The 12,277-nt window shown below is 59.4% G+C and carries 12 protein-coding genes; 7 read left to right on the forward strand and 5 right to left on the reverse strand.

Annotated elements, in window-relative coordinates; translation table 11 throughout:
* Positions 1-159 precede the first annotated feature (159 nt).
* Positions 160-543: a heavy-metal-associated domain-containing protein gene (locus OIL88_04965; protein ID HJI71716.1), complete on the forward strand. Its 384-nt coding sequence runs from the start codon at positions 160-162 to the stop codon at positions 541-543.
* 26 nt (positions 544-569) lie between these two features.
* On the opposite strand, the gene OIL88_04970 is transcribed toward OIL88_04965, so the two are convergent.
* The gene (locus OIL88_04970) at positions 570-995 is read right to left on the reverse strand and encodes a hypothetical protein (protein HJI71717.1); all 426 of its coding nucleotides are present in this window, start codon (positions 993-995) and stop codon (positions 570-572) included.
* Positions 988-2,493, reverse strand: coding sequence for a DNA repair protein (locus OIL88_04975; protein ID HJI71718.1), 1,506 nt, complete (start codon positions 2,491-2,493; stop codon positions 988-990). The genes OIL88_04970 and OIL88_04975 overlap by 8 nt, the downstream gene beginning before the upstream one ends.
* 237 nt (positions 2,494-2,730) lie before the next feature.
* On the opposite strand from OIL88_04975, the gene OIL88_04980 reads away from it, so the two are divergent.
* A complete protein-coding gene (locus OIL88_04980; GenBank protein HJI71719.1) occupies positions 2,731-3,255 on the forward strand; it encodes an iron-containing alcohol dehydrogenase in 525 nt (174 codons plus the stop codon).
* Between the two features lie 196 nt (positions 3,256-3,451).
* Positions 3,452-5,146 (forward strand): glucose-6-phosphate isomerase, encoded by a 1,695-nt coding sequence (pgi, locus tag OIL88_04985; protein ID HJI71720.1) that lies wholly within the window; start codon positions 3,452-3,454, stop codon positions 5,144-5,146.
* Positions 5,147-5,287: 141 nt separating this feature from the next.
* Here pgi and OIL88_04990 read toward each other — a convergent pair whose 3' ends face one another.
* The 3 genes from OIL88_04990 to OIL88_05000 form a co-directional block, all read right to left on the reverse strand.
* Positions 5,288-6,592, reverse strand: a complete 1,305-nt coding sequence (locus OIL88_04990) for a type IV secretory system conjugative DNA transfer family protein (protein HJI71721.1) — start codon at positions 6,590-6,592, stop codon at positions 5,288-5,290.
* Complete coding sequence (locus tag OIL88_04995; GenBank protein HJI71722.1) at positions 6,585-7,202, reverse strand: ATP-dependent Clp protease proteolytic subunit; 618 nt, start codon at positions 7,200-7,202, stop codon at positions 6,585-6,587. Before OIL88_04995 ends, OIL88_04990 begins: the two co-directional genes overlap by 8 nt.
* A 63-nt stretch (positions 7,203-7,265) precedes the next feature.
* On the reverse strand, positions 7,266-8,312 hold the full coding sequence (locus OIL88_05000; protein HJI71723.1) for a hypothetical protein: 1,047 nt from the start codon (positions 8,310-8,312) through the stop codon (positions 7,266-7,268).
* 618 nt (positions 8,313-8,930) lie between these two features.
* Here OIL88_05000 and deoC point away from each other — a divergent pair.
* The 4 genes from deoC (at position 8,931) to OIL88_05020 (ending at position 12,246) form a co-directional block, all read left to right on the forward strand.
* Positions 8,931-9,605: a deoxyribose-phosphate aldolase gene (deoC, locus tag OIL88_05005; GenBank protein HJI71724.1), complete on the forward strand. Its 675-nt coding sequence runs from the start codon at positions 8,931-8,933 to the stop codon at positions 9,603-9,605.
* Positions 9,606-9,754: 149 nt separating this feature from the next.
* Entirely contained in the window at positions 9,755-10,597 is an 843-nt protein-coding gene (locus OIL88_05010; protein HJI71725.1) for a Cof-type HAD-IIB family hydrolase, read from the forward strand.
* Between the two features lie 63 nt (positions 10,598-10,660).
* Positions 10,661-11,320 carry an HAD family phosphatase gene (locus OIL88_05015; protein ID HJI71726.1) on the forward strand — a complete coding sequence of 220 codons (660 nt, stop codon included), beginning with the start codon at positions 10,661-10,663 and terminating at the stop codon, positions 11,318-11,320.
* Positions 11,321-11,382: 62 nt separating this feature from the next.
* Positions 11,383-12,246, forward strand: coding sequence for a PfkB family carbohydrate kinase (locus tag OIL88_05020; GenBank protein ID HJI71727.1), 864 nt, complete (start codon positions 11,383-11,385; stop codon positions 12,244-12,246).
* The last annotated feature ends 31 nt before the right edge of the window (positions 12,247-12,277 follow it).

Consider the following 12,277-nt stretch of genomic DNA (forward strand, 5'->3'; position numbering starts at 1 on the left):
CCTCAGTTGTTAGCCTAGGAAAACTTATACACGAAAGTAAGCCATGGTCAACAAAAAAGTTTGAAGAGGGAAACTAATTGACCGAACGGACACGATTTTGGGTTAAGATGAGGACACCCCATGGGGGTATCTAGATAGTGCTACTTGAAAGGGGAACGCATGAGCGACTTGCTCAACCCTGCGAATCTCATCGTGTTGGCCGTCATTGCCGTCGGCATGTTTTTTGGACTGCGTCGCATTGTCGCTTCGACACACGGAAAGAGCTGCTGCAGCGATGGCGCGAGCGGTAAGAAGGCCAAAAAGGTTGTTGTGGTTGATACCGATGCATCGCACTATCCCTATAGCGATGAGCTACTCATCGGCGGCATGAGCTGTGACGGCTGCGCTCAGAACGTAGCCAATGCCCTCAATGCGCTGGATGGCGTGTGGGCAACGGTGACGTATGCGGACCACACAGCGCGCGTGCGCTCCAAGCGGCCGATCGATCGCGGTGTCCTTGAGGCTGCCGTGAGAGATGCGGGTTACTACGTCATGACGCTGTAGGCCTTGCCTTGGATGCGCGTCCTTGTCTAGGCTCGTCCGCGTAGCTCGATGTCCTGGATGTCGTCGAAGTCGATGGCGATATCTTTGAGCTTGAGGAGTTTGAAAGCAGGGAGCGCCTCGTCGAGGATGCCGGTGCGGCTGCGATAGCCGTATGTATCGTAATAGGTGACACGAACCAAGTCGCCGCGCTTGAGGCCCTCGAGCTTTTTCGAAAGTTCGAGGGCTTTTTCTTCTGTGAGTTCGCATTTTGGCTCGGCGGTGATCTCTTGTTTACGCACGAGCTCGTAGTATCCCGTGAGGGCGGCAAAGGGCATAAACTGCGCGGCACGGCCGGCACGGACGGTGCCGTTGGCGGTGAGCCTGGGGTCGGCGGAGCGACGTCTTCCCTCGGGGTCCGCTAGGCGTTCAAAAGGTGTCGGTGGCCGCATCGGCTGTTGTTGGGACTTAGGCACGATGTCCTCCTACCTGATCGTTGCGTTCGCGCGCGGTGGCGCCGGCGGTAAAGCTCAGCCCCTTAACCAGCGCGTTCTTGCCGTATTTGCCTTTCACGGCCAGCACGGCGCGTGCCAGGTCGCGCTCGCGCTCATCGGCCTCGATATCGCTGAACAGATCGATGGTGGCAAATTCCTCGGGCATGAGGTTGCCAAATCCCAGATTGATGCGCTTGACCGGTCGTTTGGGATCGACAGTCTGCGCCCAGAGCTCATCGAAATAGCCCATGATCTTCTTGAACGAATTGGTACGCTCGGGCAGCTTTCGCGAGGCGTTGGAGTGCGCAAAGAGTGCGGCATAGCCACCGCGCGGTTTGCCGCCATGCTCTCCCACAAAGATGCCATCGATTGCCTGCGCTTCGCGCACCAGGCGACGCCGTTCGTCATCGCGCTGGACGGGCTTGGGCGCACGGGGCGCGAGCTCGGGGCCGGCGGTTGCGGTGGGTTCGATACTCGATGTGCTCGAGCGCAGGTGCCCGCATCCGTCCACATACTGCGCTGTACCGCTGGCGTCGAGGCGGCGTATGTCGGCGCGTTCGCTCGCGTAGCCCACAAAGAGCGAGATGCTGTCGCAGACCACGTGCTTATCGACCAAGTCTAAAACGGCGTTGTCGACCATCTCGCGCAAGACGGTATAGGCCTGTTCGTAGGCATAACCCTTCGAGAGCACCTGTCCTGTGGTGGTCGAAGTTGCTTGCGGGCGATAGGCTTGGATATCGGCGATGGTTGTCGGCTCGCGCCCGAAGGCATGGTCGATGAGATATTCGGCATTGACGCCGAGCTCGTCGTAAAGCAGGTTTTCGTCGAGCGCCGCGACGCCCATCAGATCGTAGACGCCGTATTTCTCGAGGCGGGCTGCCACGCCGGGACCGATGCCCCAGATATCGGTGATGGGACGATGGGGCCAGATCTCCTTGCGAAAGGTCTCGTCGTCGAGTATGCCGATGCGGCTGGGTACGTGCTTGGCGGTAATGTCGAGCGCTACCTTGGCCTGGAATAGGTTGGGGCCGGTGCCGACCGTCGCCGTGATGCCGGTGCGCGCGAGGACCTCGTCGCGCAGCGTGCAGGCGAACCCTTCCGCATCGGTGTGATAGAGGTCCAGATAGGGCGTCACGTCGATAAAGCACTCATCGATGGAGTAGACGTGCACGTCCTGGGGGCTGACGTATTCCAGATAGATACCGTAGATTTTCGCCGACACCTCCATGTAATGCTGCATGCGCGGTACGGCCGTGATGTAGTCGATGCCATCGGGAATCTCAAATAGGCGGCAGCGGTTGTGAATCCCTAAGTCCTTCATAGCCTGTGTGATGGCGAGGCAGATGGTCGTGCGCCCGCGCGATTCGTCGGCAACGACCAGGTTGGTGGTGAGCGGATCGAGCCCACGGTCGACGCACTCGACGCTGGCATAAAACGTCTTGAGGTCGATGCAGATATAGGTGTGCTGCTCGTGCGCCATCCGTGTCCTTTCATCAAACACATGTTCTTATCGAATATCTGTTCGATAATACCCGCTCATCTGGACATCGTCAAAACCTGTCAAAAAGGGACTGGTTTGTTTTGGTAGGTATGGTCGTGCGGTTGGATTGGGTTTTAACGCAGCTCTAAAGAGCGCGAAACAGCTCGGAAAACCTCGCTTCGTAGCATGAGCCTAACGATTGATACCGCCTATACGCACGGAAGGGTTGTGGAAAAGATGGTCAATTATGGGTTTGGTATGCCGACGCGCCTTGTTGCGGATGGAGACGTGGCTCGCTGGTGCGGACGATTGGTCGCTCACTACGGTGGCACCAAGGCGCTGGTCGTGTTGGGCGGTGACAAACATACGCACGATGAGCTCGTCTCGGCGGCGCTCGGCTCGCTTGATCGAGCCCTACTCGAGCGTGTGCTTTTCCACTGCGGCTCGTTTGAGGGCGACGGGGGAGACGAGCTGATCGACGAAGCCGTGGCCTTGGCGACCGACGAAGGCGTGGACTTTGTCCTGGCGATTGGCGATGCCGATACTGCTGGCTTTGCGCGCGAGCTCACGCATCGCATGGCGGCGCTCGATGCCGGCGAAGACGGCTTTGTGCCTTATGGATGCATTGTCTCGGAGGGCAAGGTGCCTGCTGCCGTGGGCACCGGCGAGGTTCCCGTTTTTGCCATTATCGCGCCCGAACTGCTGGAGGGCATCGGGTCTCCTCTGCGTGAGTTGCTCGGTAGCGTCTGCGCCGCGGCCTAATATTTGCCATAAAAGGACGGGTTTTTGGTTGGTAAAGCGTTTGACCTGCCAAAATAAGCCTGTCCCTTTTTGATCGGCTGCCGTTTGGGGGCGGATTAGCAACGCTCGCTGATTGTAGTCTTGACCTGCGCTAGAATAGTGGCATCTGAATGTCCGGGCGCATGGAGGCGTGCGCCCGTATGCTGAGGAGGACTCTATGGCAACTGTTGCCGCACCTATCGACGCTACGTCGACCGCCGCTTGGAAGGCGCTCGAGGCCCATCAGGAGAAGCTCGAGGCCGAGGGTATCGACCTTAAGGCATGGTTCGCTGCCGATGCGGAGCGCGTGAACAAGCTGAGCTTTGATGCCGGCGACCTGCACTTCGATCTGTCCAAGAACCTGGTGACCGATGAGACCGTCAAGCTGCTGTGCGATCTTGCCCGCGAGGTGAAGCTCGAGGAGCGCCGTGACGCCATGTTCTCCGGCGAGCACATCAACACCACCGAGGACCGCGCTGTTCTGCACACTGCGCTTCGCCGTCCGGCAAGCGAGAAGGGCCAGCTCATCGTCGACGGTCAGGATGTCGTCGCCGACGTGCACGAGGTCCTCGATCGCATGTATGCCTTCGCCGAGCGCGTGCGCTCCGGTGAGTGGAAGGGCGTTACCGGCAAGAAGATCGAGCACCTGGTGTCCATCGGCATCGGTGGCTCCGATCTGGGCCCGGTCATGGCCTACGAGGCTCTGCGTCCCTATGCCGACGCCGGTATCGACTGCCGCTACATCTCCAACATCGACCCCAACGACCAGGCCGAGAAGCTTAAGGGTCTGGATCCCGAGACCACGCTCGTGATCATCGTCTCCAAGACCTTCACCACGCTCGAGACCCTCACCAACGCTCGCGAGGTCAAGACCTGGATGCTCGAGCAGCTCAAGGCTCAGGGGGCTATCGATGGCTCCGATGAGCAGAACGCCGAGGCCGTGGCAAAGCACTTCGTCGCCGTCTCCACCGCACTCGAGAAGGTTGAGGCCTTCGGTATCGACCCCGCCAACGCCTTCGGTTTCTGGAACTGGGTCGGCGGCCGCTATTCCGTTGACTCCGCCGTGGGCCTGTCGCTGATCGTCGTGCTCGGCCCCGAGCGCTTCCAGCAGTTCCTCGAGGGCTTCCACGCCATCGACGAGTACTTCTGCAACACCCCGCTCGAGAACAATGCCGTCGCGCTGATGGGCCTGCTCAACGTCTGGTACGTCAACTTCTTCGGTTCCAAGAGCCACGCCGTGCTGCCGTACTGCCAGTACCTGCACCGCTTCCCGGCCTACCTGCAGCAGCTCACCATGGAGTCCAACGGCAAGCATGTCCGTTGGGACGGCAGCGCCGTGACCTCCGACACCGGTGAGATCTTCTGGGGCGAGCCCGGCACCAACGGCCAGCATGCCTTCTACCAGCTGCTGCACCAGGGCACCGTGGTGGTCCCGGCCGACTTTATCGCTTTCGCCAACACTGCCAACCCCGCAACCGATAGCGGCCAGGATGTCCACGAGCTGTTCCTGGGCAACTTCCTGGCCCAGACCAAGGCACTCGCCTTTGGCAAGACGGCCGACGAGGTTCGTGCCGAGGGCACGCCCGAGCAGATCGTCCCGGCTCGCTGCTTTGAGGGCAACCGCCCGACGACCTCGATCTTCGGCGACACGCTGACCCCGTTTGCGCTCGGCGAGCTCATTGCCCTGTACGAGCACATCACGTTTGTCGAGGGCACGGTCTGGGGCATCGACTCCTACGACCAGTGGGGCGTCGAGCTGGGCAAGCAGCTTGCCAAGCAGATTACCCCTGCCTTCCACGACGACGCCGCCAAGGCCGAGCAGGACGCTTCGACTCAGGCGCTCATCGAGTTCTATCGCGCGCACCGTAAGTAGTCGCTGCTGTTAACGCATCGCGCCTTATAGTCAGGGGCCCGTATCCTATCGGATGCGGGCCCCTTTGCTTTGCCGTGGTCCCGGGGCGCACGGCCTTTGTGGAACATCGCCGGGGCGTCGCGCGCTGCGAGAACCCTGCGCCTAGATCTCGGCCTCCGCATGGCCTCGCTGCGCCTCGGGCAGCTCCCCGTAGAGCGGATGGTCTTCGAGCCTAAAGCGCTCGACCTGTTCGGGAGTGCGACCGCGTACAAAGAGCCACGAGCGATCAATCGGCGTCGCCATGAGCGTGCTGGGCAGCGCGTCGGCGCGGTCGGAAAACACCCGGGCACTCTCGGGATCCTGGAACGCCAGCACCAGATGCGTGTCGCAGTTGCCCATGATGGAGCGTGCGCGTGCCTCGCCATAGAGCGCATCGAGCTGGTTGGTCGACTGCAGCAGCAGCGTTGCCCAGATGTTGCGGCTTCGGATAATCGAGAGCACGTTGTCGATCTGGGGGATCTGCAGATTTGCGAAGTCATCGAGCATAAAGCGCACGGGCACGGGCAGACTGCCGTCGGGCTGCCTATCGGCCTCACGAATGAGGCCCATAAACGCCTGCGAAATAAAGAGGCCGGTCAGCGGATCGAGATTGCGGTCAATATCGCTCACGGTTACAAACAGGGCGCGGGGGGTGTGTCCCATGGAAGCGAAGTCCACCTGATGGCACTCACGATAGAGCTGTGCCGCACCGTCGAATCCCAGACACATGACCTTTTCGGCAAGGATGCCGACGATGCTCGCGTGCATGCGCTCGGCATTTTGCGTAATGGCGTAGCGCCGCCATAGCGAGAGGGCATAGCTTTGGGGGTCGGTCGTGATCAGGTCGTCGAACAATCGACCCGTGGCACCGTCCTGCAGGTGCTCGATCAGCTTGATGACCGAGCTGATCGTCTGCTCGTCGGCGGGTAGCTGTTCGGTGACGTAGGCGATAAGACACGACAGCAGGTTTGCCGCCGCATGATCCCAAAAAGGCTGGTTGTTGTCCTCGATGGGGCAGATGGCCTTTGCCACCGAGAGGATGTCCTGCTGGTTGGGCCTGCCGTCCGCCTTGCGGCGAATGTGCCTCAGGGGGTTGTAGCCGCAGCGCTCGATGCCGGGCGCAGGGGCCGGGACGGTGTTGAGGTCGGCGAAGTTGAGACATTGCACGCGGTAACCGTGGGCTGCCAGCACGGGTCCCACTTCGCGACAGAGCGTGCCTTTGGTGTCGAGCACGATGTAGCTTGCGTTCATTTGCAGCAGGTTGGGCTTGAGGACGTTTCGGGTCTTGCCGGCTCCCGAGGGGCCGATCACAAGTGCGTTGTTGTTGAGTCCCGTTTGGCGGGTGTCGCAGGAAAGCGTTCGATCCTTGGCGAGGATGGTGGACGATGCGGACTCAGATGCGGCGAGGCGGCTGGCGAGGTTAGACATGGGCGACCTCCTTGGTGGTCGAGAGGATTTCGTGGGCAAAGCCGAGCTCGACGGCGCGCTCGGCCGAAAGGTAGGTGTCTTTTGCAGTGAGGGACTGGATGCGCTTGGGCGTGAGGCCGCTGCGGTCCGAGAGGATTTGCGTGAGGGTCTTGCGGGTCTGCATGAGACGCCGGCTGGTTTCCTGCAGCGCAAGTGCCGAGCCGCCTGCCCCCTGGGGGATCAGCGGGTCGTGAATCATGAGCTCTGCATGGGGCGCCATACGGCGATCGTCGCCGCCCATAAAGATCACGGCGCCCATGGACGCGGCGAATTCCAGGCAGACGGTGCGGATGGGGCACGATGCGAGGCGCATGGCGTCATAGATCGCAAGACCCGATCGCACGCTTCCGCCGACGCTGGCGACAAATATGGTGATGGGGCGGCTGGGGTCGGTGGCATCGAGCAGGCGGATCTGCTGGCATAGGTCGTGGGCCATCGGGGTTTCGATGTTTCCCATGACGGAGAGCTCGCGACGGGCGAGCATCTCATCGTAAATGCTGGTGAGCGTGATACCTCGGGCGGATTCACGCATGGTGAGGGGGCTGATGATGGGGGAATGATTGGTGTCCATGAGGACTCCTTTCTGTTGGTTGTGTTGTGGAATAGGATTGTTGCCCGCGGAGGGGCTGGCGGGCTACAGGGTTCGTCCGAGCCTGAGATCGAGCTCGGTTGTGGGGCAGGCTGCCTGTTCGTGCGGCTCGCAAGCGCCAAGGACTCCAAAGCGATGGAGCGTTGCGACGGGCGTGGTGTAGGCGAGCCGCAGCTGATGCTCGACAGGGGCACATCCGTCATTTTTGTAATGAGCCGCGTAGTACTGCGCGATGCTGGCGTTCATCTCGCTGCCATTGCGATGGCGCTCAAACTGGCGTCTGCAGGTTTCGATGATCTTTGCTACCGACTTGGGTGCCGTCGCGGGAACAAGGGCGAGATAGCCCTCAAATAGCTCGTTGATGCTCAGAAGGCACAGCAGGTCGATCAGCGTCCTTATGGCTGCTCCCTCGGCGGAAAAGTGCGCGGTCATGCGGTTATATCGGTTGCGGTCGACGATGGCCGCATGGGGTCTTGGAGTTTTCTGCCCCGTGGTCCCGGGCTTTTGCCGCGCCTGTGTATTGAGCTCGACGTTGCAGCGCTTGAGGCCGTCCAACGGAAGGAACAGTGCGGTGCGCAGGGTGTTCCGCTTACTTTCGAGTTCATGACGCTCGTCGGGTTCCCATTCGAGCTTGAGTTTCGTGTCGAGCGCCGTAAGCATATGGGCTAGGCAGCCTACGGTAAGAACGTACGAATCGTTGTCGCGTTTTGGGGCATAGGGGTCTGTCAGCTTGCGAATGTCGGGGTCGCCCATGATCTTTGTGCAGCGCTTCAGCAGTTGAGGGTGGTCGGCCAAGATCGTCGCGAGCGGTAGCGACGCGTAGTTCTTTATGGTCGCGGCGGCAAAGGCGGCGTCATATTCGTTTGCATATGCTCGCTCAATGCGGGCATCCAGAATGCTTTTCTTATCGCCGTCTTCAGCGTGGTGGTTTGTCATAGCTTCTCCAATCGGTTGATGTTCGTGCTGTTTGTTGATGTGTTGGTTGTCGTGAGTGATGTGCTTGCCGTGGGTGATGTGCTGACGTTGGGGTGCTATGCGGTTTTCAATGAGCCCGTGAGGCAGTTGCTGCAGGGGCGGGATGGAACGGCCCATGCAAGGCGGAAGGCATCGTGCTCAAAATCGAGACAGCAATGCCCTGGGTGCCTCACATGTGGCAGTTACCTCATTAAGTTGTCATTGCGTTTGGGGTTGTACTTTGCCGATCTTCCTTCTCTTACACGCTGAAAACTGAAACTTCATATGCTCGATCTACTTAAAACCGCAACGGCGGTCTTTTATCAACTTATATGTCGGAACGTGTCTTTGCAAGTACTTTTTTGCGTTTGTTTCAAATGGGGTGGTTTTGCAACCGTCACGCGCCACGCTATGCGAACGTGCCCCGGCTCGGATAAGATGGTGCGATCGAGTTCTACCGCGCTCACTGCAAGTAGTCTTTGTTGCTGAGATAGGTCACGGCCGAAAGGGGCCCGTATCCCAACAGATACGGGCCCCTTGCTATTTAAATGGGCATGAGGGTGTATTGAGGGGGGATGTCTTGCTGTCGGCATCCGCGTGCGGTGCCATTCGCTGTCCGTAAATTATACGTTTACGGCTAATTTCATACCACTTGTCGGAATGCGGACGCTGTCCTTGCATGCCGGGCGTACATTGAACGTGGTTTTTCGCGTGAAGCCACGAATCGGTTGCCAGCCCTGAACAAGGAGGCCCAGCATGACGCTTGCCAAACCCATCAATAAATACATCGACTATATCGATGCCCCCGAGGACACGTTTGAGCAGTATGTCGAGAAGGCGTTAAAGTACAACTTTCGCTGCGTATTTGCGAACCTGCAGGAGTACGAGACGGGCCGCGCCATGCTCGAGGGCTCTGACATCATCCTTGCCGGCGCTATCGACTTTCCCCAGGGCACTATGACGCTTGAGGAGAAGCTTGCGAGGTTTGAGGAATACGCTGCGTGTGGCTTTACCGAGATTGACTACGTTTTGAATCAGGGGTCGATCGAGAACCGCGATTTTGATGCCATCGAGCGCGAGATGACTACCATTGCTGATTTTTGTCGCGCGCATGGCATCACTGACAAGGTAATCGTCGAGATGTGCAAGCTGGACGGCGACGACGCCGCCAAGCGCCGTGTATGCGAGATCGCGCTGGAGGCCAAGCCGGGATTCCTTAAGACATCGACCGGCAGAAGCTTTGGCGGTGCTAAGCTCGAGGACGTGCGGCTGATGCACGAGGTGCTCGGCGATGCCGTGGCAATCAAGGCGGCGGGCGGTATCCATAATTACGAAGAGGCTTGCGCATTCATCGAGGCCGGCGCCAGCGCGTTAGGTGCATCGGCGGGCATCGCGATCGTCGAGGGCGCACCGACGGATGAGCGTCGCTAGCAGACGTATTTGACCTGAGCGATAAAGCTTCACGACCACACGCCGTTCATGTTCGAGACAATATGACTTTTTGCCCGTTGTAAACGGAGTCGCGATGGGTGTTCTGTATGATGGCTCAGACAAGGTTGTTCAATGACAGGGAGGCATATATGGCAATCAAAGCCATCGCGATGGATATCGACGGTACGCTCACCAACGATCAGAAAGTGATTAGCCCGCGTACGCGCGAGAAGCTGCTCGCGGCGCAGGAGTCGGGCATTAAGCTCATTTTGGCTTCGGGCCGTCCCGCATGGGGGCTCCACGCCTTGGCGCAGGAGCTCGACCTCCAAAACCATGACGGTCTGCTAGTTGCCTTTAACGGCGCACACGTCGTCGATGCCCAGACCGACGAGGTACTGTTCGATCAGGCTATGCCTGCCGACGAATTGCATCGCCTGATTGATCACCTGCGTAATTTTGACGTGATCCCTATGATTTCGCTCGGTCGCGATTTGCACGTCGAGGACTCGTACCGCTGCATGATCACGCTGCCTGACGGCTCGCAGAAAAACATCGTCAAATACGAGCGCGATGCGTGCGATCTTAAGATCCGCGAGGTCGAGAGCCTGCATGAGGTCGCTGATGCTTATCCCGTGGACAAGCTGCTGACGGCGGGCGATCCAGCCTACCTGCAGGCGCATTACGAGGAGATGTATGCGCCCTTTAAGCAGACGCTTTCGGGCATGTTTACGGCCGACTGGTACTTTGAGTACACGGCGCCCGGTATCGACAAGGCCCGTGCGCTCGAGGGTGCCCTGCCCAAGCTCGGCATCGATGCCAGCGAGGTCGTTTCGTTTGGCGACGGCCAGAATGACAAGTCCATGATTGAGTGGGCCGGCACCGGTGTTGCCATGGGCAACGCCGTCGATGAGGTTAAGGCAGTTGCCCAGATGGTGACCGCCAATAACAACGAAGACGGTATCGCGGTGGCGCTGGATAAGCTGCTGGGCTAGAATCGCCGATAATGCATAGTTCGGGCGCCTGTTTACAGGCGCCCTTTTGTTAGGGAGAGTGCCGTGTCCGCATTTCCGTTCGACGCCGTTATCTTTGACATGGACGGCGTCATTGTCGATACCGAGTATTACTACCTGGGCGAGACTGCCGCGTTTGCCAAGGAGCTTGGGCTTAACCTAACCCAAGAGGAGCTGAACGGGCAGGTCGGTACCTCGCATCAGTTCTTTCTCCGCATGCTGGTCGATTGGTTTGAGCGTGCCGGTAAGGGGCATTTTACTGGCGAGGAAGCGTTGGCCCGTTGGGATGAGTGGGCGCATAAACGTCCGCGCGACTATCAGGCTTTGATTAACCCAGGCGCCGTGGATACGATTCGAGAGCTGCCGCGCCGCGGCGTTCGCGTGGCGCTTGCCAGCTCGTCGCCCATGGATAGCATCGAGGAAGTGCTCAACGCATGTGGGCTGTCGGATGCCTTTGAGTATGTGGTGAGCGGCGAGCAGTTTAAGGAGAGCAAGCCCGAGCCCGACATCTATCTGCATGCGCTGGACCTGCTGGGGCTGCCCGCGAATCGCTGCTGCTGCGTTGAGGATTCGGTGCCTGGCATCACTGCCGGCAAGCGCGCCGGTCTGACAGTCATCGCTAAGCGCGAGGAGCGCTTTGGCTTTAGCCAGGATGCCGCGGACAAGATTATCGACCAGCTGCCGGAGCTGCTGGAACTCGCGTAGATTCTGGGCGGTACTGCTGTCACAACAGTGGTTCCGTTGGCATAAGAGAGAGGGGCGGCGTCATGGCATTTAACGTGAGCGCACTGGGGTTTGGCGACAACGTCGTCGACTGCTACGAGCATATCCACACAATGTATCCGGGTGGCAATGCGGTGAACTTTGCCGTGTATGCCAAGAAGTGCGGCGCCGCGCGCTCCGCGTATATGGGCATCTTTGGTAATGACGCTGCTGCTGAGCATGTGATTGCGAGTCTTGAGGATGAGGACGTTGAGCTTGCCAAGTGCAAGCAGCTCATCGGCGAGAACGGTGCGGCACGCGTGACCGTCGTTAACGGCGACCGTGTTTTCCTTGGCTCCAATGAGGGCGGCATCCGTGGTGATGCGCGCTATGTGCTCGATCGCTTTGACCTTGCGTACGTGAAGCAGTTCGACGTAGTCCACTCGGGCAACTATTGCTTTACCGAGCGTGAACTTCCCAAGTTGAAGGCCGCGGGCATCACGGTTTCGTTTGACTTCTCGGACGATTCGACCGACGAGTACTACGAGCAGATTGCTCCCTACGTTGACTTCGCGTTCTTTAGCGCGGCAGACGCCGCGAGTGAGGATGAGATTCGCGAGCGTCTGGCATGGGTGAGGAGCCTAGGTCCGCGTTTCGTATCGGCAACGGCTGGCGCTGAGGGCTGCATTGCCTATGATGGCGATCGTTATTACCGCCAACTGGCTAAGCCGGTAACGGATATGAAGGACACCATGGGTGCGGGCGACTCATTCCTGACTTCGTTCCTGATGTGTTATCTCGATTCCGTCAAGCGTGGCGAGGATGGTGCCGAGGCCATCGAGCGTGCACTCGACTTTGCGGCGGGGTTTGCTTCGACCGTATGCGGCATGGAAGGCTCCTGGGGCCATGGAGTGCCGATTTCCGAATAGGTGAGCAGTCCCGGGGAGTCGAATTGTCGCC

The organism is Coriobacteriaceae bacterium (genome assembly GCA_025992855.1).
Lineage (GTDB): Bacteria > Actinomycetota > Coriobacteriia > Coriobacteriales > Coriobacteriaceae > Collinsella.

Coding starts and splice junctions, on each gene's coding strand:
- OIL88_05000 (HJI71723.1), bottom strand. CDS start 8,312: ATGGGCCGTTCCATCCCGCCCCTGCAGCAACTGCCTCACGGGCTCATT.
- pgi (HJI71720.1), top strand. CDS start 3,452: ATGGCAACTGTTGCCGCACCTATCGACGCTACGTCGACCGCCGCTTGG.
- OIL88_05010 (HJI71725.1), top strand. CDS start 9,755: ATGGCAATCAAAGCCATCGCGATGGATATCGACGGTACGCTCACCAAC.
- OIL88_04990 (HJI71721.1), bottom strand. CDS start 6,592: ATGTCTAACCTCGCCAGCCGCCTCGCCGCATCTGAGTCCGCATCGTCC.
- OIL88_04965 (HJI71716.1), top strand. CDS start 160: ATGAGCGACTTGCTCAACCCTGCGAATCTCATCGTGTTGGCCGTCATT.
- OIL88_05020 (HJI71727.1), top strand. CDS start 11,383: ATGGCATTTAACGTGAGCGCACTGGGGTTTGGCGACAACGTCGTCGAC.
- OIL88_04980 (HJI71719.1), top strand. CDS start 2,731: ATGGTCAATTATGGGTTTGGTATGCCGACGCGCCTTGTTGCGGATGGA.
- OIL88_04975 (HJI71718.1), bottom strand. CDS start 2,493: ATGGCGCACGAGCAGCACACCTATATCTGCATCGACCTCAAGACGTTT.
- deoC (HJI71724.1), top strand. CDS start 8,931: ATGACGCTTGCCAAACCCATCAATAAATACATCGACTATATCGATGCC.
- OIL88_04995 (HJI71722.1), bottom strand. CDS start 7,202: ATGGACACCAATCATTCCCCCATCATCAGCCCCCTCACCATGCGTGAA.